Here is a 20,208-nt window from a genome sequence, read left to right on the forward strand (position 1 = left end):
CGGCCGCCGCAGGGGCGCGCCGTGGCTAAGGAGCGGGCGAAGAAGCGCGCCGCCCGGCTCGCCGAGGGCCAGGAACGCCGGCTGAAGGCGGAACGCAAGGAGGCCCGGCGCCGTCGGCTCCGGGCGTTGTTCCGCCCCCGCCGCAGGGGTACCGGCCGGATCAGCCCCCGCCGCAGCCGCGCCGAGCGGGCCGGCATCGTGCTGGTCGCCGCCGCGCTCATGTTCCTCACCTGGTTCTACCTGGACTCGTTCCCGGCGCAGCTGGCGATCACGCTGCTGCTCCTGGTGGCGAGTCCCGCCCTGATCGTGATGACCCTGGACCGGAGAACCCGATGACGCTGGAACTGCTGCCCGCCGTGGACGTCGCCGACGGGCAGGCGGTGCGCCTGACCCAGGGCGCCGCCGGCACCGAGACCTCCTACGGCGACCCGTTGTCCGCCGCGCTCGACTGGCAGAACCAGGGCGCGGAGTGGATCCACCTGGTGGACCTGGACGCGGCGTTCGGCCGGGGCTCCAACGCGGCCCTGCTGGCGGACGTGGTGGCCCGGTTGGACACGAAGGTGGAGCTGTCCGGCGGGATCCGCGACACCGCGTCCCTGGAGGCGGCCCTGGCCACGGGCGCGACCCGGGTGAACATCGGCACGGCCGCGCTGGAGGACCCGGAGTGGTGCGACCGGATCGTCGGCGAGTACGGGGACCGGGTGGCGATCGGCCTGGACGTGCGGGGGCGGACCCTGGCGGCGCGCGGCTGGACGAAGGACGGCGGCGACCTGTACGAGGTCCTCGACCGCCTGGAGCGGGCCGGCTGCGCCCGGTACGTGGTCACCGACGTCACCAAGGACGGCATGCTGTCCGGCCCGAACCTGGAGCTGTACCGCGACCTGTGCGCGCACACGTCGAAGCCGGTCGTGGCCAGCGGCGGGGTGTCCACACTGGACGACCTGCGCGCACTGTCCACGGTCGAGGGTCTGGAGGGCGTGATCGCGGGCAAGGCGCTCTACGCGGGCGCGTTCACGGTGACCGAGGCGCTGGCGGTCCTCCGGGAGGCGTGATCCGGGGCACCCGGCACGCGTCCGGCCCCCTCGGCGGCGCGCTCCGCGCGCCGCCCCACCTCACCCCGACCGCAGCAACGTACTCAACTGGGTCCGCGACCGCACCCCCAGCTTCCGGTACACCCGGGTGAGCGTCGCCTCCACCGTCTTCACGCTCAGGAACAGGGTCGCCGCCACCTCCCGGTTGCTGGCCCCCTGCCCGACCAGCTCCGCGATCCGGGCCTCGGTCCCGGTCAACGGCTGGATCACCGCCGCCCGGGGCTCGGCCGGCCCGCTCTCCAGCCGGTCGAGCGCCGTCGCGGCCAGGGTCACCCAGGGCCGCGCCCCGGTCTGTTCGAACGCCTCCAGCGCGGCGGTCAGCACCTCCCGGGCGGCCCCGCGCCGGCGCCGCCGCTTCTCGACCTGGCCCAGCGCCAGCAGGGTCCGGCCGTGCTCGACGGGCAGCCCGAGCAGCGCGAAGTCCAGCGCGGCCCGGTCGAGGAGGTCCACGGCCCCGGCCGCGTCGCCGAGCGCGGACCGGTAGATGCCCTCGGCGCGGCTGAGGGCGGCGAGCACCCCGGGCCGGTCGAGGGCCAGGGCGGTGAGCCGGGTGGCCGCGATCAGGGCGTACCCCTCGTCGGGGTCGCCGGCCGCGACGAAGGCGGTGGCGAGGTCCGCGTGCCAGCGCAGCAGGGCCGGGTCGAGGACGTAGCCGGCGGTCTCCAGTTCGCGGACCCGGCGCAGGGCGGTGACCGCGCCGGTGGCGTCGCCGGTGATGAGCTTGACCAGCCCGTACACGTGCAGGTTGCGGGACAGGAACACGACGTCGTGCTCCTCCTCGGAGGCGTGCGCGCCGCGCTCGGCGTAGCCCAGGGCCCGGGCGAAGCTGCCGCCGGTGGCCTCGACCTGCGCCATCGTGAACCAGGACGGGCCGGGGGACAGGCCGGCCTCCTCGCTGACGGTGACGGCCCGGTGCGCGTGGTCGAGGGCGGCCACGCACCGGCCGGACTTGGCCTCCACCTCGGCCAGGCTGCGGAGCACCTCGATCAGGTCCTCGGCCCCGGTGCGCTCGGCGACCGGGAGCAGGCCGAGCAGGGCGGCGCGGGCCTGGGGGAGCTGGTCGTCGTACACGGCGTGCCGGGCGGCGAGGTAGCTGGGCGTGTTCCGCAGTCCCATCGGGGCCTCGGGGGCGTCGCAGGCGAGCGCGCGGGCCAGGGTGCGGCCGGAGTCCGGTACCCCCAGGATGCGTTCCACCCGGGCCTGCATCGTCAGCGCCATCGCCTCGATGACCCGGTCGCCACCCTGGGCCGCCAGGGTCGCGGCGCGCGCGGCCTCGGCCCGGGCCCGCTGCGGGGAGCCCTCGGACAGGTTGGCCCGCCAGGCGAGGCGCAGGTGCACGGCGGCGAGCAGCGCGGGTTCGCCGGCGGCGTCGGCGACGGCCCGGGCGAACGTCTCGTCCAGGTCGTCGAGGGCCTGGCCCGCGGCGTCGATGATCGCCAGGTGGGCCCGGACCCGGACGGCGGGCGCGGTGGCCCGGGCGAGCAGGGCGTCGGCGGCCCACCGGGCCAGGTCGGTGCGGCCGGCGTGCCCGGCCTCCTCGGCGGCGGTCAGCAGCCGCCGCTCGGCGCCCTCGGGGTGGCAGAGCGGGGTGCGTTCGGCGGCGAGGATGTGCAGCTCGGCGGAGCAGGCCCGGTCTCGGGCGGTCCGGCCGGCGGCGCACAGGTCCTCGGCGAGTTCCTCGTCGGGCACGTCGGTGGCCAGGGCGCGGTGCCGGATCCGGTCGAGCGGGTCGGCGGCGTGTTCGGCGAGCAGGGCGTGCCAGGCGGTCCGGTCGGCCCAGGACGCGTCGGCGGTCAGCGCGGTGGCCAGCACCCCGGCCGTGAACGCGACCGCCCCGCCGTCGGACACGGTGACCAGCCCGGCGGTCTCGGCGACGGCCAGGTCCTCGGCGGCGGTGTCCCGGCCGGCCCGGCGCAGCAGGCTCACGGTGGGCGCGGCGGTCAGGGCGGCCGGGAGCAGGGTGTCCAGCACCCGGTCGGGCACGGCGGCGAGGCGTTCGCGGATCAGGTCGCGGAGCCGTTCGGGGAGCGCGACGTCCTCCAGCGGCCGGGTGCTGCCCGCGCCGGCGGCGACGGCCCGCCCGATCTCCAGCATCAGGTACGGGTTCCCGCCGCTCGCCGCGTGCACCGGCCCGACGAGCCGGCAGGGCAGCCCGTGCGCCTCCAGGAACGCGGCGACATCGTCGGAGCTCAGTGGCGGGACGGCCAGTTCGGTGACCGGCGAGGGGCACAGCGCCCGGCCCCGGCCGCCGCAGCCGTTACGCTCCGCGACGATCAGCGGGATCGGGGGCTGGCCGCGCCGGTGGGCGTACCCGAGGACGGCGACGCTCTCCGGGTCGGCCCACTGGACGTCGTCGAGGACGATCAGCCGGGGCGCGTACCGGCGCAGCAGGCTCGCGACGGCGATCCGCAGGGCGAGCCGGTCGGGCTGGCCGGGCACCGGGTCGGCGAGCCGGAGGACGGCGTGCGCGGCGGCGCGCTGCGGCCCGGGCAGGGCCTCGACCAGCTCCTCGGGCAGGGCGGCGAGCACCTCGGCGACCAGGCTGTAGGGCGTGGTGGCGTCGGATCGCAGGGCGCCGGCCCGCAGGCAGGGCCCGTCGGTGCCGTCGACCAGCGCGTCGAGGAGCGCGGTCTTGCCGGCGCCGTCGGGGCCGGTGAGCAGGACCTGGCCGCCCTGGGCGAGCCGGGTGTGCAGGTCGGCGAGCAGTTCGTCCCGCCCGACGAGGGCAAGGGTGACGGCAGGGCCGATTAGTCGCACTGTCAACCCCCCAATCGACTCGATTGTCTCGATGACGTTACTGCACAATTCCTTAACGCAGGGTGAAAGGCAACGCCGATCTTGTCACCGTGAAATAACTTTCCGTAACTGTCCGTAGGGACAAGGGAAACCTCTATATCCCGTACGCCCGTCGATCCCTAGCGTTCTGACGCACACCGACGATCAACTGAGGATGTGCGATGAAACGCAGGATCTGGCTGGCCGTGACCACGGCCGCACTGGTGACGACGGGTGTGGCGCTCGCCTATCCGGCCCTGGCCGGGTACGCCGGCGCCGGCGGCGCGACCGCGTCCCCCGGATTGCTCGCCGGCATGCAGCGCGACCTGGGCCTCACCGCCCCGCAGGCGCGGGCGCGCCTCGACCAGCAGGAGACGGCCCACCGGGTCGCCGGATCCCTCGACCGGGAGCTGGTCGCCAGCTCGTGGTTCGACCCGGCGACCGGCAAGCTCACCGTCGCCGTGTCCGACGAGGCCTCGGCCGCCCGGGTCCGGGCCGCCGGGGGTGTGCCGCGGACCGTCGCGCGGTCCTCGGCCGAACTCGCCGGCATCGCGCGGAACCTCGGCCGGCTGGCCGAGGGCGGGGCGCCGGGCGTGGCCGGCTGGGGCGTGGACGCGCGGACCAACTCCGTCGTCGTCTCCGTGTACGACAACGTCGCCGCCGCCGACTTCACCGCCCGCGCGAAGGCCCTCGGCGACGCCGTGCGGGTCGAGGAGGTCGCGCGGCCGTACGCCCAGCAGACCGGGGTCGTGCAGGCCGGCGACCCGTGGTGGCCGGGCACGGAGTCCAACTGCTCCGTCGCGTTCGGGGCCACCGACTCGTCCGGCAACAAGCACTTCGTGACCGCCGGGCACTGTACGAACGACTCCAACCAGGCCGCGTACGGCAAGAACTCCTCGGGTACCAAGGGCGAGCAGCTCGGTACCTCCAATGTGGGCGGCGGCCGCAGCGTCAACGCCCGCGAGGGCGACATGGGCGTCGTGGCCGTCAACCACGCCAACGCCTGGACGCTCAGCAACACCGTGAACACCTGGGGCGGCGCGGCCGTCAGCGTCAACGGCGTGGGCGAGGCCGTCGTGGGCACCGCGATCTGCAAGTCCGGCAACACCAGCCACTGGACCTGCGGCACGGTCACCGCGGTCAACCAGTCCGTCAACTACGGCAACGGCCTGGTCATCGACGGCCTGTCCAGCACCAACGCGTGCTCGGCCGGCGGCGACTCCGGTGGCGCGTACGTGATGGGCACCGGGACGACGGCCAAGGCCGTGGGCATCCACTCCGGCGGCGGCAACGGCTGCGGCCAGAGCAACCCGACGACCAGCTTCCAGCCGGTCAGCGAGGCGCTCACCAAGTGGGGCCTGACCCTGGTCACCGGCGGGTCGACCCCGACCACGGCGCCGCCGACCTCGCAGCCGCCGACCACCCGGCCGCCGACGAGCGCGCCGCCCACCACCCGGCCGCCGACGTCGCAGCCGCCGACCACGGCCCCGCCGGCCGGCCGGACCTTCACCAGCAACCAGGGCGGCTTCATCCCCGACCCGGGCACGCTGAACAGCCCGGTCACCTCGACCGCCTCCGGCAACGCCGCGGGCACGGTCACGGTGAAGGTCACCGCCTCGCACTGGTGCGGCTCGGACCTGGCGGTCGTGCTGGTGGCGCCGAACGGGGCGCAGTACCCCCTGAAGGAAGCGACCGGGAGCTGCACCACCTACTCCGGCGGCACCTACCAGGTCCCCGGGGTCAGCTCGCCGGCCGCCGGCACCTGGACGCTGCGGGTGACCGACACGAAGGCCTGGAACTTCGGCAACCTGTCGGGCTGGTCTATCACGGTATGACCGGTTTCGGGGCCACCGTACGCACCGGTGGCCCCGAAACTGTCCGAACAGGCCAGTGTCGATCCACGGTGTACCGGCGTTATCAGGACATGTCTGTGGAGCGATATACGACCGGCGGCCCGTGGGAGAGCCTGTACGGCTACGCCCGGGCCGTGAAGGCCGGCCCCTGGATCGTCACGGCGGGATGCACGGCCACCGTGCAGGGCGACGTGCGGTGCGTGGGCGACCCGGGCGGCCAGACCAAGGAGGCGTTCCGGATCGCCCTCGACGCGATCGTGGACGCGGGGGCCTCGGTCGGCGACGTGGTGCGGACCCGGATGTACATCACCGACCCGATGCACGCCGACGCGGTCGGCCGGGCGCACGGCGAGCTGTTCGGCGTGGTCAAGCCGGCCGCGACCGTGGTCGTCACCCGGCTGCTGCACCCGGAACAGCTGGTCCAGGTCGAGGTCGAGGCCTACCTGCCCGACGAGGACCTCAACGCACTGGCAGACTCGCCGCTCGAAGGGCTTCTTTGACCTGTGCGACGCTCAGCTGGCCGAAGTGGAACACGCTGGCCGCCAGCACCGCGTCCGCCCCGGCCGCCACCGCGGCCGGAAAGTCCCCGACCGCCCCCGCGCCCCCGCTCGCGATCAGCGGGATGTCGACCTCCGCGCGGACCGTGCGGATCAGTTCCAGGTCGAACCCGGCCTTCGTGCCGTCCGCGTCGATCGAGTTGAGCAGCAGCTCCCCGGCCCCCAGCTCGGCGACCCGGGCGGCCCAGGCGATGGCGTCCAGCCCCGTGCCCCGCCGGCCGCCGTGCGTGGTGACCTCGAAACCGTCCCCCGACCGGCGCACGTCCAGCGACAACGTCAGCACCTGGCTGCCGAACCGCTCGGCGATCTCCCGGATCAGCTCCGGCCTGCTGATCGCGGCCGTGTTCACCCCGACCTTGTCGGCCCCGGCGCGCAGCAGCGCGTTCACGTCGTCGACGCTGCGCACCCCGCCGCCCACGGTGAGCGGGATGAACACCGTCTCGGCGGTCCGGCGCACCACGTCGAGCATGGTGCCGCGCCCGGCCACGGAGGCGGACACGTCCAGGAACGTCAGCTCGTCGGCGCCGGCCGCGTCGTAGGTGGCGCCCAGCTCGACGGGGTCGCCGGCGTCGCGCAGGTCGGCGAACCGCACCCCCTTGACCACCCGGCCGTTGTCCACGTCGAGGCAGGGGATGACACGGATCGCGACGCTCATGCCCCCACCCTAGGCGGGTCCACCCGCTGGGACGGTCCCGGGTCAACCCCGAAAAGACGATCAGACGGTTACGGTGGGCAGCCCCCGGCACGCATCGGTTCGCCCCTGTCCCCGGGTCGCGCGCGCCGTGCCGGCGCTGAGCCCCCGCCCGGGCCGGGCTGCCGCCCGGCCCTCACCCCCGCGCCGCCCAAGCCTCCCGCAACGCCCCGAGAGTCGCCCGGATCGCCGGCCGGTTCCCCGCCGCCGTCCGCCACACCACCACCATCCGCCGGGTCGGTGTGGGCGTCACCTCCAGGATGTCCACCCCCGCAGGCACCCCCGTCCGCGCCAACCGGGGCACCAACGCCACCCCGAACCCCCGCTCGATCAGCGTGAACTGCGTCGCGAACTCGTCGATGAGAAAATCCGGCCGCACCCCGGGCAGCACCCGCAGCAGCCACGTGTGGCAGATCGCCCCCGGGGTCGCCGAGATCCACCGCTCACCGATCAGGTCCGCCAGCGCCACCGGCCCCGTGAACCGCCCCGCCGGGGCGAGCAGGTCCGCGACGTCGAAGCCGAGTTCGAGGTGCGACATGCCGGGCGGCAGTTCGAGGACCGCCTCCGGCCAGTCGTCGGCCACCGCGAGGTCGGCGAGCCCGCGCCGGACCAGGTCGAGGCCCACGTTCGGGTTGCCCTCGCGGACGGCGACGGTCAGGTCCGGGTACGCCGCCGCCAGGGTCTCCAGCGCGTGCGGCAGCAGCCCCCGGCACGCGGTGGCGATGGACGCGACGGTCACCCGGCCCTCGACGGTGTCGCGGTGCGCGGCGACGGCGGACTCGGCCTCCTCGACGGCGGCCAGCACCCGGCCGGCGTGGTCGGCGAGCACCCGGCCCAGTTCGGTGAGGCGGAGCCGGCGGCCGTCCTTCTCGACCAGGGGTGCGCGGATCTCCCGTTCGAGTTTGCCGAGGTGCTGGGACACGGCGGACGGGGTGCAGTGCAGGGCGTCGGCGGCGGCGAGCACCGTCCCGTACAGCGAGACGGCGTGCAGGGCGCGCAGCCGGGCGAGCTCAATCATGTAGTAACACTAATTCAATCCTGAAGAAGAATGAACTGGTGCTTCATGGTTGCCGCGCGCAGGCTCAGGGGCATGAGACCCCGCGACCTCCTCCTGGCCCTGCTCGTCGCCGCCGTCTGGGGCGCCAACTTCGTCTTCCTGCACGTCGGGCTGGAGACGGTCCCGCCGCTGCTGTTCAACGCGCTGCGGTTCGGGTTCGCGGCGTTCCCGGCGATCCTGTTCCTCGGCCGGCCCCGGGTCGGGTGGCGCTGGGTGGTCGCGGTCGGCCTGGTGCTCGGCGTCGTCAAGTACTCGCTGCTGAACGGGAGCCTGCACGCCGGCATGCCCGCAGGGCTGTCCTCGGTCCTGTTGCAGAGCGCCGCCGGGTTCACCCTGGTCATCGGCTTCCTGGCCCTGGGGGAGCGCCCGCGCCGCCGGCAGCTCGTCGGCCTGGGGATCGCCGCCTGCGGGATCGCCGTCGTCGGGCTGCGGATCGGCGGCGACCTGCCGCTGGGCGCGTTCGCGCTGCTGATCGGCGCGGCCGCCGCCTGGGGGGTGTCCAACGTGCTCACCCGCCGGGCCGCGCCGCCCGACGCGCTGCGGTTCATGGTCTGGGTCAGCGCCGTCGCCACCCTGCCGCTGCTCGCGCTGTCCCTGGTGTTCGAGGGGCCGGCCCGGGACCTGGCGGCGCTGCGCGCGATGGGCTGGCCCGAGGTGGGCGCGGTGTTCTGGGGCTCGGTCGTGTCCACGCTGTTCGGGTTCGGGGTGTGGGGCGCGCTGATGCGCCGGTACTCCGCGGCGACCGTGTCCTCCTTCGCCCTCCTCGTACCCTTCTTCGGCCTGGGGTTCGCGGCCCTGGCCCTGCGTGAACGGCCACATCTGACGGACCTGGTGGGGGCGGTGCTGGTCGTGGGCGGGGTGCTGTGGGGCGCGCGGGCGACCCGCCCGACCGCCCCGGCCTCGGACATCCCCGCCCCGGCCCTCGCGGCGGTCCCCGCTCCGGTGGTCGCGCCGGTCCGGGGCCTCGTGGCGGTCCCCGCTCCAGCGGTCGTTCCGGCCCCGGGCCTCGCGGCGGTCCCCGCTCCAGCGGTCGCGCCGGTCCCGGGCCGACCGGCAACCCCGGGCACAGTCCGGAATGTGACTGGCCATTGTGGTGACTTGCCCGGTTCGGCAGAATTCGATCATGGTCGAGACCAGGTTGCGGGACCACTTCCAACGCGGTGACACCCTCGTCCTCGCCGGCCCCGACCCGACCGCCCCCGGCGCCACCCCGGCCGACTGGACCCCCGACCAACGGATCGCCGCCGAGGACATCGTCGCCCTGCTCCGGGGCGCGGCCCCGGCCGCCGAGGGCCGCACGGCCGCCGTCCGGATCACCGGCGCGCTGATCACGGGGCGGCTCGACCTGACCGACGCGGAGTTCACCCACCCCCTGGAACTGACCCGGTGCTGGGTCGCCGAGACCGTCGTCCTCACCGACGCGCGGACCCGGGCGCTGCGGTTCAACGACTGCCGGCTCGACCGGGTCACCGCCCAGGGCCTGGTCGTGGACGGGCCGCTGGAGTTCGAGGGCGCGGTGGCCACCGAGATCTACCTGCCCGACGCGCAGGTCAAGGGCACCCTCAGCCTGGCCGGCGCGACCCTGACCAACCCGGGCGGCACCACCCTGCGGATCGACAGCACCACGATCGAGGCCGACCTGCACTGCTCCGCCCGCGAGGTCGACGGCCGGATCGTGCCGTTCCGCTCCACCGGGCAGCTCAACCTCCAGGGCGCGGCGGTCCGGTGCAGCGTGTACCTGCGCGGCGCCGAACTGACCGCCGACCCGCCGACCTCCCTGGCCCTGTACGCCGAGAACCTCACCGTCGGCCAGAACCTGGCGTGCGGCGGCTTCATCGACCTGGCCGGTACCGACGCCGCCTGGTTCACCCTGCGCGGGCAGGCGACCCTGTTCGCGGCCACCGTGTCGGGGGCGGTGCTGCTGGAGGGCGCGGAGCTGTCGTACCCGGAAGGGGTGGTGCTCGACGCCACGCATCTGGGGGTGGGCAGCACGCTCGGGTGCGGCCCGGCCCGGTACACGATCAGCTGCTCGGTCTGGTCACCCGAAAGATTCGCAGCAGCCGGTGTCGCGGACCGCCGGTGCGACGAGGCGCCCTGTCCGGGGCACGACGTCCTGGTGCCGTTCCGGGCCGACGGCGGCCTGCGGCTCGCGGACGCCCGGGTCGGCGGCTCGGTCTACCTGGACGCCGCCGACCTGCGCTCCGGCACCGACGGGCTGGCCGTGAACGCCGAACGCCTCAGCGTCGAGGGCGCGCTGATCTGCCGGCCGTTCGGCCCCGACCTGCGGCCCCGGATCCGGGGCACCCTGTTCCTGCGCAACGCCCGGCTCAGCGCGCTCAGCGTCGACGGCGCGCTCCTGGAGGCCCCCGAACCGGGCGCGGTGGCCCTGGACGCGGGCGAGATCACCATCGGCCAGTCGCTGTCCGGGGTGGTGCTCGACGGGCTGCCGCTGGAGGTGCGCGGCCAGCTCCAGCTGCCCGGCGCGCGGGTCGGCGGCTCGATCGCCCTCGACGGCGCGCAGCTGCTCAACCCCGGCGGCGTGTCCCTGTTCGCCGAGCGGATGGTCGTGGAGGGGCACGTGTTCCTCCGGGCGTACGTCCCCGACGAGGACGAGGTGGAGTACTTCCGCTCCGCCGGCGCGATCCTGATGTACGGCGCGCAGATCAACGGCGCGCTGCACCTGAACGGCGCGATCCTCGACAACCCCGGCGGCGTGACCCTGGACGGTTCCAACCTCACGGTCGGCAACGCGGTGATCTGCCACTGGGGCGGGGCGCTGATCCACCGCGACGACTCGCTGCGGGCCACCCTGCACTCGCGCGGCCGGATCGACCTGAGCCGGGCCACGGTCAGCGGCGACGTGGTGTTCGACGGCGCGTACCTGGAGGGCTGCCCGCTCTGGGAGTCCCACGTTGCCCTCGACGCCACGAACACCACGATCGGCGGCAACCTGTCCTTCCAGAGTGGACTCGACGGGACGGTGCCCATCCCCTTCGAGACGGTCGGCCTGCTGGCTCTCGCCGACGCCCGGGTCGGCGGCTCCCTGACCCTGGCGGGCGCGCTGTTGACCAGCCCCGGCGGCCGGACCCTGGACGCCGAGCGGGCCGTGGTCACCGGCGCCCTGTCGGCCCTGCCGGTGGGGGAGCTGCGGTTCCGCTCGCACGGCGAGTTCACGCTGTCCGGGGCGACGGTCAGCGGCGCGGTCGACCTGTCGTACGCGGAGCTGCTGGCCGCCGACCGGGTCGACCCGGCCCCGGAGGTCCCCGAGGGCGTGGTCCGCGAGTCCACCGGCTTCGCGCTCCGGGCCGACGGCCTGCGCGCCGACGCGGACGTGATCCTGGCCGGCGGGCCCGACGAGCCGTTCGAGGCCCGGGGCGCGGTCAGCCTGTCCGGGGCCCGGATCGGCGGGAACCTGCTGCTCAGCGGCGCGGTCCTCGACGACCCGGACGGCATCGCCCTCGACGCCACGAACATCACGGTGGCCCGCAACGTGGACGGCACCGGCTGGGCGGGCGCGAAGCTGCGGGTCACCGGCCCGGTGAAGATGTACGGCGGCCTGATCCAGGGCAACCTGATCCTCAGCGGCGCGGAGCTGCGCAACGCCTCCCGGCTGGCGGCGTTCGGCGGCGACCGGCTCACCGTCGAGCAGAGCCTGTTCGCCCACGGCCTGGTGTGCGTGCTGGAGAACCCGGTCGATCCCGGCGGCGCCGAACCCGGGGCGCCCAGCTCCGGCGAGGGCGCGTTCCGGCTGCACAGCGCCACGGTCCGGCACAACGCGGAGCTGATCGGGGCGCACTTCGAGGCGGCGTTCGGCCCGGCCGCGCTGCTGGACAACCTGGGCGTGGACGGCGACCTGTTCCTCACCGGCGGCTGGGTGGCCGGCACGTTCCTGCCCCTGACCTGCGTCGGCACGCTGCGGCTGGGCGGTGCGACGGTCCGCGGCGGCCTGAACCTGAGCGCCGGCTCCCTGACCAGCGCCGACGGCCCGGCCCTCGCGGCGGACAACCTCACCGTCGGCCGCGACCTGTACTGCGGCCCCTGGCTCGGCGCCGGCCTGACGGTCACGAACGGCGCGTCCCTGGTCGGCGCGACCGTCACCGGCACCCTGAGCCTCGACGCCGCGGTCGTCACCGCCGAGGGCACCGCCCTGGACGCGGCGAACCTGACCGTCGGCGGCGACCTGCGGGCCCGGCACCCGTTCACCGTGGACGGGGAGGTGTTCCTGTCCGGCGCGGTGGTCGGCAAGACCCTGGACCTGTCCGGGGCCACCCTGCGCAACCGGGACGCGGTGGCGTTCAGCGGGCAGTACCTGACGATCGCCGGGGACCTGCTCTGCACCGCGCGCCCCGCCGAGCGGGTCACCGACGACGGCACCGTGGAGCTGCGCCTGGAACGGTTCACCGCCGAGGGCACGATCCGGCTCGACGGCGCGCGGGTGGTGGGCACGGTCGACTTCGGGGACGCGGCGCTGTCGGGCGGCGAGTCCCGGCAGTGGCGCGACGTACCCGTCCTGCTCGACTGCGCCCGCCTGGAGGCCCGCACCCTGCGCCTGCGCCCGCACGCGGCGGTGGGCGGCTGCGTGGACCTGATCGGCGCGCGGATCGGCGACCTGGAGTGCCGCAAGGCCGGCGACGAGGTGCCGCTCCGTCTCGACGGCCTCACCTACGACCGGCTGTCCCCGGCCGACCTGCACCCCCGGCTGCGCGGCCGGTGGCTCCGCGACGCCGAGGGCGTGTACGCGGCCCAGCCCTACGAGCAGCTCGCCGCCGTCTACCGCCGGCTCGGCCACCCGCGCTGGGCCCGGCTCACCCTGCTCCGCAAGCACCGTGAGCTGTGGAAACGCGACTGGCGCCACCCGCGTCGGTTCGCCGTCCAGCTCTGGCGGGGCCTGCAGGACCTCCTGATCGGGTACGGCTACGCGCCCGGCCGCGCCGTCCTGTGGCTGATCGGCGCGTTCGCCGCGGGCACGGCCTACTTCTCCGCGCACCCGCCGCAGCCGGTGGCCGAGCACCACCAGGCGGTCCTGCGCCCGTGGCTGTACGCCCTGGACGCGCTGCTGCCGACCTCACCGTTCGGGCATCAGGTGCAGTTCCGGCCGCACGGGTCGGGGTTCTGGGTGTGGTTCTCGCTGTCGGTCCTGGGCTGGCTCCTCGCGTTCGCGGTCCTGCCGGCGATCACCCGCTCGATCAGCCGGGAGTAGGCGGCCCCGGCGGCCCCGGCCCGGCGGCCCCCGACCCGCCGGCCCCGGGGCGGTGGCGCACGGCCGCGACCAGCACGAAGCTCACGACCACGAGCAGCGACCACGCCCCGAACTTCGCCGCGTGCACCGGCTGCCACCCGCCCGCCTGGTGCGGGTACCGCCACGCCCCGAGGTAGGTGGCGGCGTTCTCCGCGAGCCACAGGAAGAACCCGATCAGCGCGAACGACACGGCCAGCGGCATCCGGTACCGCGCCCGGCGGACCCGGAACGACACCCAGGTCCGCCGGCACGCCCAGACCAGGGCCAGGGCCAGCGGCCACCGCAGGTCGGGCAGCCGGTGGTGGGTGAAGAAGTTCGCGTACACCGCGACGGCCAGGGCGGTCACCGGCACCGGGCGGTACCCGGACAGCTCCAGGTCGAACCGGCGCCAGGCGTGCAGGATGTAGCTGCCGACGGCGGCGTACATGAAGCCGCTGTACAGGGGCACGTCGAACAGCTTCGTGTGGCCGTGGCCGGGGTAGGACCACGAGCCCATCCGGACCTTGTAGACCTCCAGCGCGAACCCGACCAGGTGGAACACCCCGATCACGGCCACCTCGCGGGTCGTCTCCACCCCGGTCGCCCACAGCACCCCGGTGAGCAGCAGGCACCCGACGAGTACCGCGTCGTAGGGGGCGAGCGGCAGCGCCACCAGCCGGGACAGCGCCAGGCAGCCGAACACCCCGACGGCGAACACGCAGCTCAGCGCCTCCTGCCAGCCGAACGCCAGCAGTTGGCCGATCCCGTGCCGCCACCGCCCCATGGCCGTGAGGCTACGAGCCCGGGGTGCGGACCGGGCGGGTGAGCCGTGAAGATTCCGCGACGGGCGACCGGCCGGCCCGCGACGTGGCCTAGTCCAGCGCCCGGTAGTTCACACCCTCCGCCTCGTACCGCAGCACCTGCGTCGCCAGCCGCTCCCGGAACCCGGCGACGTCCCCCGCCGTGCCCCACGCCACCTCGGCCACCGCCGCCAACCGTGGCAGCAGGTTGTACTCCGCCCGCGCCGCGTTCGGCAGGTACTCCGTCCACAGGTTCCCCTGCACGCCGAGCACCCCGTCCCCGGGCCGGTAGCCGTACACCTTGTCCAGGGGCAGCGGGCCGGTGATGGACAGCGGCTCGCCGGGGGCCAGGGACTCGGCGTGGTCCAGGTAGAGGTGGCTCTGCGGGGTCGCGATCACCGGGTGCCCGGCCGCGAGCGCCTCGTCGACCCGCTCCGGCCCGCGCCAGGCCATCACGACCGCGTCGGCCGGCGCGCCCGCCCCGACCAGCTCGTCCCACACGATGACCTTGCGGCCCCGGGTGGCCAGGTGGTCGGCGAGCTGCCGGATCCACCACCCCAACAAGCCTTCGGGGGTACCGATCCCCAGCTCCGCCATCAGCGCCCGCGCGCCCGGGTTCTCCGACCACTCCCGGGGCGGCACCTCGTCCCCGCCGAGGTGGATGTACTCGCTGGGGAACACGTCGATCAGCTCGTCGAGTACCCCGCACATGAACTCGACCGTGGACCGCTCGACATTGAGGACGTGTTCGCTGATCCCGAACCGGTTCATCACCTCGTGCTGGACGTCGGGCCGGTTGCCCAATTCCGGGTACGCCGCGATGGCCGCCTGGGTGTGCCCCGGCAGGTCGATCTCGGGCACCACGGTCACCCCGAGCCGCGCCGCGTACGCCACGAGCCCGCGCAGTTCGTCCTGGGTGTAGTACCCGCCGTGCGGGGTGTGGTCGGACAGGTTGTCGAGGGTGTGCCCGATGGGGGAGGAGCTGCGGTACGCCCCGACGGAGGTCAGCCGGGGGTAGCGCCGCACGTCGAACCGCCAGCCCTGGTCCTCGGTGAGGTGCAGGTGGAACCGGTTGAGCTTGTGCGCGGCGAGCAGGTCGGCGAACTCGTACAGGAACGACACCGGGTGGTGCCAGCGGCCGACGTCGAGCATGCCGCCGCGCCAGGCGTGCGCGGGCCGGTCGGTGGTCCGGCCGCACGGCACGGACCAGTCGGCCTCGACCGGGGTCGGCGAGTACACCGACGGCGGCAGCAGCTGGCGCAGGGTCTGCACGGCCCAGCGGAGCCCGGCGGCGGTGCCGGCGGTGGCCACGACGCGGTCCCCGGTGACCTCCAGGGTGTAGCCCTCCGGGCCGAGGTCCCCGTCGGCGAGCAGCAGGGAGATCACCCCGGGGCCCGGTTCCGTGGCGGCCAGAGCCAGGCCCGTGGCCGGGGTGAGCAGTGCCCGGAGCAGGTCGGCGACCTCCGGCGCGTCGGGCGCGTGCACACCGGTGTCGGCCGTGAGCGGGAACCGCCCGGGGCGGGGCTCGTGCGACGTGGGCTGCGGGATCAGCATGCCGGCTCCTTATTGCAAGGTTCCTTCAATATTGCGCGAGAGTACCCCGCCGACCGGCTCCGGCCCAGCCTGGCCGGGTGCCAGGTCCCGGAGTCGGCACGGAACGGGGCCGCCGACCCCGGCGGGGCGGGCCCGGCTACAACCCGAGCTTGGCCACCCGCAGCGCCCGCACCGACTCCTCGGGTCCGTCGTAGGCCACCTGCGCGACCCGCTGCCGCCCGAAGCAGAACAGCGCCAGCTCGCTCGGCGGCCCGGTCACCGTCACCGTGGGTGAGGTCCCCGCTGTCCGCTCGCCGACACCGGGCGCCACGAGCCGCACCGACTCGTTACCCAGGAGGAGGCGCAGGGCGCGCAGTCGGCCCCAGACCGCGTGCTCGAAACCCTCGGTCAGGTCGCGCGGCTCGAACCCCGACGTGGCGCGCCGGACGTCCTCGTGGTGCACGAGGTACTCGATCAGGTTGATGGTCTCGTCGAGCGGGGCGATCCACCACGGCCGGTGCCGCACCAGCTCCACGATCTCGGGATACGTCTTCCGGTCCCGCAGCGACGCGGCCACCTTGTCGGTCCAGCCGGCGAACGCGGGGATCCACACGCCGAGCCCCGCGTCGGGCCGCCGCTCCCGGAGCACGAGGTGCGCGGCGAGGTCGGCGGTCACCCAGTCGCCACACAGCGTGGGGGCGTCCGGGCCGACCTCCAGGAGCAGGTCGGCGAGCAGGTGCCTTTCACGGAGCGCGTAGGAGGTCATTCCGGAAGCGTAACCGCGTAACGGACAGTGATCTAGATCGCATTCGAGATGCGTTCGTCACGTGGAACAGCTAGAACTTGTAAGGACCAAGAACGGAAGTTGAGCTGACATGGACAATGGTGTTCTGGGCCGCGGAATGCGGGTGCTGGGCCAGGCCATCCGTGACGAACCAGGTCGGTTCGCGATCGCGGTGGCCGGTAGTTGTGTGTTCGGACTGGCGACGGTGGCCAGCGCGTACGTGGTCGGCCGGGTGATCGGCGACATCGTCGTCCCCGCGTTCGACTCCGGGCACGTGGCCGGCGGTTCGCTGGCCCTGGGCGCGGGCGCGATCTTCGCGGTGTCCCTGGTCAAGGTGCTCGGCATCCTGGGCCGGCGGCTCGGGGCGGGCGCGATGCAGTTCCACCTCCAGGCGACGTACCGGCGCCGGGTCACCAGCCGTTACCTCCAGCTCCCCCTCGCGTGGCACTCCAAGCACCCGACCGGCACCCTGCTGTCCAACGCGAACGCCGACGTGGACGCGGCCTGGTCGCCGATCGCGCCGTTCCCGATGGCCGTCGGCACCCTGGTCATGCTGGTCGGCGCGGTCGCGTCCCTGTTCGCCGTGGACTGGGTCCTGGCGCTGGTCAGCCTCGTGGTCTTCCCCGCCGTGTTCTCGCTCAACGTCATCTACTCGCGGAAGATGTCCCCGAACATCACCCGGGCCCAGCAGCTGCGCTCCGAGGTCAGCGAGATCGCCCACGAGAGTTTCGACGGCGCGCTGGTCGTCAAGACCATGGGCCGCGAGGAGGCCGAGACCGTCCGGTTCGAGCAGCGGGCCAACGAGCTGCGCGACGCGATGGTGAAGGTCGGCCGGATCCGGGGCGCGTTCGACCCCGCGATGGACGCGCTGCCCCAGCTCGGCACGCTCGCGGTGCTGGTCGTGGGCGCGTGGCGGCTGTCGGCCGGCGCGGTCACGGTCGCCGACGTGGTGGCCGTGGCGTTCCTGTTCACGATCCTGGCGTTCCCGGTCCGCGCGATCGGCTGGGTGCTCGGCGAGCTGCCGCGCAGCGTCGCCGGCTGGGACCGGTTGCAGCACGTGATCACCGCGAAGGGCGACATGACGTACGGGGCGACGACCGTCCGCGGCTCCGGCCCCGCCGTCCTCGACTTCGCCAACGTCGACTTCTCCTACGACGACACCCAGGTCCTCACCGACGTGTCGTTCACGGTCCCCGCCGGCAGGACCGTGGCCCTCGTCGGCCCGACCGGCGCCGGCAAGTCCACGATCGCCTCCCTGGCCGCGCGCCTGGTCGACCCGGGTTCCGGCCGGGTCAGCATCGACGGCGTGGACGCCCGCAACCTGAGCGGCGCGGCGCTGGCCTCGACCGTGGGCCTGGTCCCGCAGCTGCCGTTCGTGTTCGACGACTCGATCCGGGGCAACATCACGCTCGGCCGCGAGGGCGTGGACGACGACGCCGTGTGGGCCGCGCTGGACCTGGCCCAGGCGGCCGGGTTCGTCGGCAAGCTCGACGAGGGCCTGGACACGAGGGTGGGCGAGCGCGGCACCAGCCTGTCCGGCGGCCAGCGCCAGCGGCTCACCCTGTCCCGGGCCCTGGCCGGCGGCCCCCGGCTGCTGGTCCTGGACGACGCGACCAGCGCGGTCGACCCCCGGGTCGAGGCGGCGGTCCTCGCCGGGGTGCGCGGCTCCTCGGCGTCGGTGCTGGTCGTGGCGTACCGGCGGGCCACCATCGCGCTCGCCGACCAGGTCGTCTACGTCGAACAGGGCCGGGTGGTCGCGACGGGTACCCATGAGGAGCTCCTCGCGAAGGTGCCCGGCTACATCGACCTGGTGACGGCGTACGAGCAGCAGGAGGCGCGCCGGGTGGAGGCGCTCGCCGAGGACCTGACCGACCCGGACGACATCGCGGAGAAAGAGCTGGAGGACGCGTGACCACGGCCACAGTCGAGGAGGTCGAGGAGTCGACCTACGGCACCATGCGCCGGGGCCTGGCCCTGTCGCCGGAGCTGCGGACCGGGCTGGTCGGCACGCTGTGCCTGGCGGTCGTCGCCACGGCCGGCAAGATCGCGGTCCCGGTGGCCGTGCAGCAGGGCATCGACAAGGGCCTGCGCACCGCGTCCGGGGTGCCGGACATGCGGGCGATCGCGACCATCGTGACTCTGACGGTCGCGATGCTGACCGTGACCGTGACCTGCGGCTACTTCATGAACGTCCGGCTGTTCACGGTCAGCGAGCGCGCGCTGGCGGGCCTGCGGGTCCGCACGTTCCGGCACATCCACGACCTGTCCACCCTGCACCAGCAGACCGAGCGGCGCGGTTCGCTCGTATCCCGGGTGACCAGCGACATCGACACGATCAGCCAGTTCCTCCAGTTCGGCGGGATGCTCCTGATCATCAGCTTCGGCCAGCTGCTCGTCGCGACCGTGATCATGGCCGTGTACTCGTGGCAGCTCACCCTCGTCGTGTGGGCCGCGTTCGGCCCGCTGGCCTTCGTGATCCGGCACTTCCAGAAGCGCCTGGCGAAGGCGTACGGCATCGCCCGGGTCAAGGTCGGCACCCTGCTGGGCGTCGTCGCGGAGAGCGTGGTGGGCGCGAGCGTCATCCGCGCGTACGGCGTGCACGAGCGCACTGCGGACCGGCTCGACACGGCGGTGGAGGAGTACCGGGTCGCCCAGTACCGCGGCCTGCGCACCTCCGTCGGCATCTTCTCCCTGGGCGAGCTCGCGGCCGGCCTGGTCAACGCCGGGGTCGTGCTGCTCGGTGTCGCGCTGGGCCTCGGCGGCGACCTGAGCGTCGGCGAACTGACGGCGTTCATGTTCCTGGTCGCGCTGTTCGTGCAGCCGGTGCAGATGGCCACGGAGATCCTCAACGACGCGCAGAACGCGATCGCCGGCTGGCGGCGGGTCCTCGACGTCCTCGACGTGGCCCCGGACGTGGCCGACCCGGTCCCCGGCCGGGCGCTGCCCGCCGGCCCGCTGGGCGTCATGTTCGACAACGTGCAGTTCAACTACCCGGGCGGCCCGAAGGTGCTGGCCGATGTGGACGTGGTGATCCCGGCCCAGATGAAGATCGCGGTGGTCGGCGAGACCGGTTCCGGCAAGACGACGTTCGCGAAGCTGCTCACCCGCCTGATGGACCCGACCTCGGGCACCGTCTCGCTCGGCGGCGAGCCGCTGGACGAGGTCAGCTTCGCCTCGCTGCGCAGCCGGGTCGTGATGGTGCCGCAGGACGGCTTCCTGTTCGACGCCACCGTCGCCGAGAACGTCCGCTTCGCCCGCCCGGACCTGACCGACGCGGAGCTGCTCGCCGCGTTCGAGGGCCTCGGGCTCGCCGACTGGGTCGTGGGCCTGCCCCAGGGCCTCGACACCCCGGTCGGGGAACGCGGCGAGGCGCTCAGCGTCGGCGAACGCCAGCTCGTGGCCCTGGCCCGCGCCTACGTGGCGGACCCGGACCTGCTGGTCCTCGACGAGGCGACCAGCGCCGTCGACCCGGCCACGGAGGTCCGACTGGCCCGGACCCTCGACGCGGTCACCCGGGGCCGGACCACGGTCGCCATCGCGCACCGGCTCTCCACGGCCCAGGCGGCCGACGAGGTGATCGTGTTCGACGCCGGCCGGGTCGTGCAGCGCGGGCCGCACGCCGACCTCGTCGCCCAGACCGACTCGGTCTACGCGAAGCTCTACGCCTCCTGGCTGGAACAGACCCGCTAGACCCTTCGACGGGTACGCGACGGCACGGCCCCGGGCCCAGCGCCCGGGGCCGTCCGCGTCCCCGCCGATGGGGCGGGCTCCCGGCCCCGGGCTGCGGCGGGCGCGGCCACGCCGCCCGGCTACACCATCCGGCGGGCGTCCTCCCCGGGCCTCCGGCTC

Annotated in this window: 14 protein-coding genes; 8 read left to right on the forward strand and 6 right to left on the reverse strand. The window is 74.2% G+C overall.

From position 1 onward, the window contains the following. Nucleotides 1–21 precede the first annotated feature (21 nt). Complete coding sequence (locus AB0M43_RS26685) at nucleotides 22–336, forward strand: hypothetical protein (protein ID WP_363728483.1); 315 nt, start codon at nucleotides 22–24, stop codon at nucleotides 334–336. Next, complete coding sequence (gene priA / locus AB0M43_RS26690; RefSeq protein WP_363728484.1) at nucleotides 333–1,052, forward strand: bifunctional 1-(5-phosphoribosyl)-5-((5-phosphoribosylamino)methylideneamino)imidazole-4-carboxamide isomerase/phosphoribosylanthranilate isomerase PriA; 720 nt, start codon at nucleotides 333–335, stop codon at nucleotides 1,050–1,052. The genes AB0M43_RS26685 and priA overlap by 4 nt, the downstream gene beginning before the upstream one ends. Before the next feature lie 60 nt (nucleotides 1,053–1,112). Here priA and AB0M43_RS26695 read toward each other — a convergent pair whose 3' ends face one another. Then, complete coding sequence (locus AB0M43_RS26695) at nucleotides 1,113–3,848, reverse strand: LuxR family transcriptional regulator (protein ID WP_363728582.1); 2,736 nt, start codon at nucleotides 3,846–3,848, stop codon at nucleotides 1,113–1,115. Nucleotides 3,849–4,048: 200 nt separating this feature from the next. Here AB0M43_RS26695 and AB0M43_RS26700 point away from each other — a divergent pair, with 200 nt between their 5' ends. Both AB0M43_RS26700 and AB0M43_RS26705 read left to right on the forward strand, forming a co-directional pair. Continuing rightward, the gene (locus AB0M43_RS26700) at nucleotides 4,049–5,701 is read left to right on the forward strand and encodes a proprotein convertase P-domain-containing protein (protein WP_363728485.1); all 1,653 of its coding nucleotides are present in this window, start codon (nucleotides 4,049–4,051) and stop codon (nucleotides 5,699–5,701) included. 89 nt (nucleotides 5,702–5,790) lie between these two features. Then, complete coding sequence (locus AB0M43_RS26705; RefSeq protein ID WP_363728486.1) at nucleotides 5,791–6,219, forward strand: RidA family protein; 429 nt, start codon at nucleotides 5,791–5,793, stop codon at nucleotides 6,217–6,219. Here the strand turns inward: AB0M43_RS26705 and hisF are convergent. Both hisF and AB0M43_RS26715 read right to left on the reverse strand, forming a co-directional pair. Then, a complete protein-coding gene (gene hisF, locus AB0M43_RS26710; protein ID WP_363728487.1) occupies nucleotides 6,179–6,931 on the reverse strand; it encodes an imidazole glycerol phosphate synthase subunit HisF in 753 nt (250 codons plus the stop codon). The genes AB0M43_RS26705 and hisF overlap by 41 nt on opposite strands. Nucleotides 6,932–7,103: 172 nt before the next feature. Then, nucleotides 7,104–7,985: a LysR substrate-binding domain-containing protein gene (locus AB0M43_RS26715; RefSeq protein ID WP_363728488.1), complete on the reverse strand. Its 882-nt coding sequence runs from the start codon at nucleotides 7,983–7,985 to the stop codon at nucleotides 7,104–7,106. A 72-nt stretch (nucleotides 7,986–8,057) separates the two neighbouring features. Here AB0M43_RS26715 and AB0M43_RS26720 point away from each other — a divergent pair, with 72 nt between their 5' ends. Both AB0M43_RS26720 and AB0M43_RS26725 read left to right on the forward strand, forming a co-directional pair. Continuing rightward, the gene (locus AB0M43_RS26720) at nucleotides 8,058–9,188 is read left to right on the forward strand and encodes an EamA family transporter (protein ID WP_363728489.1); all 1,131 of its coding nucleotides are present in this window, start codon (nucleotides 8,058–8,060) and stop codon (nucleotides 9,186–9,188) included. Then, complete coding sequence (locus AB0M43_RS26725) at nucleotides 9,148–13,224, forward strand: hypothetical protein (RefSeq protein WP_363728490.1); 4,077 nt, start codon at nucleotides 9,148–9,150, stop codon at nucleotides 13,222–13,224. The genes AB0M43_RS26720 and AB0M43_RS26725 overlap by 41 nt, the downstream gene beginning before the upstream one ends. Here the strand turns inward: AB0M43_RS26725 and AB0M43_RS26730 are convergent. The 3 genes from AB0M43_RS26730 to AB0M43_RS26740 form a co-directional block, all read right to left on the reverse strand. After that, nucleotides 13,211–14,026 carry a DUF817 domain-containing protein gene (locus AB0M43_RS26730; RefSeq protein ID WP_363728491.1) on the reverse strand — a complete coding sequence of 272 codons (816 nt, stop codon included), beginning with the start codon at nucleotides 14,024–14,026 and terminating at the stop codon, nucleotides 13,211–13,213. The two genes, AB0M43_RS26725 and AB0M43_RS26730, sit on opposite strands and share 14 nt — an antisense overlap. 88 nt (nucleotides 14,027–14,114) lie before the next feature. Then, nucleotides 14,115–15,596 (reverse strand): beta-N-acetylhexosaminidase, encoded by a 1,482-nt coding sequence (locus AB0M43_RS26735; protein WP_363728492.1) that lies wholly within the window; start codon nucleotides 15,594–15,596, stop codon nucleotides 14,115–14,117. 136 nt (nucleotides 15,597–15,732) lie between these two features. Next, the gene (locus AB0M43_RS26740; RefSeq protein ID WP_363728493.1) at nucleotides 15,733–16,341 is read right to left on the reverse strand and encodes a TIGR03085 family metal-binding protein; all 609 of its coding nucleotides are present in this window, start codon (nucleotides 16,339–16,341) and stop codon (nucleotides 15,733–15,735) included. A gap of 109 nt (nucleotides 16,342–16,450) precedes the next feature. On the opposite strand from AB0M43_RS26740, the gene AB0M43_RS26745 reads away from it, so the two are divergent. Then, on the forward strand, nucleotides 16,451–18,271 hold the full coding sequence (locus AB0M43_RS26745; RefSeq protein WP_363728494.1) for an ABC transporter ATP-binding protein: 1,821 nt from the start codon (nucleotides 16,451–16,453) through the stop codon (nucleotides 18,269–18,271). 44 nt (nucleotides 18,272–18,315) lie between these two features. Beyond that, the gene (locus tag AB0M43_RS26750; RefSeq protein WP_363728583.1) at nucleotides 18,316–20,049 is read left to right on the forward strand and encodes an ABC transporter ATP-binding protein; all 1,734 of its coding nucleotides are present in this window, start codon (nucleotides 18,316–18,318) and stop codon (nucleotides 20,047–20,049) included. Nucleotides 20,050–20,208 lie beyond the last annotated feature (159 nt).

Origin of the sequence: Longispora sp. NPDC051575, assembly GCF_040681875.1 — a bacterium.
Classification (GTDB): Bacteria; Actinomycetota; Actinomycetes; order Mycobacteriales; family Micromonosporaceae; genus Longispora.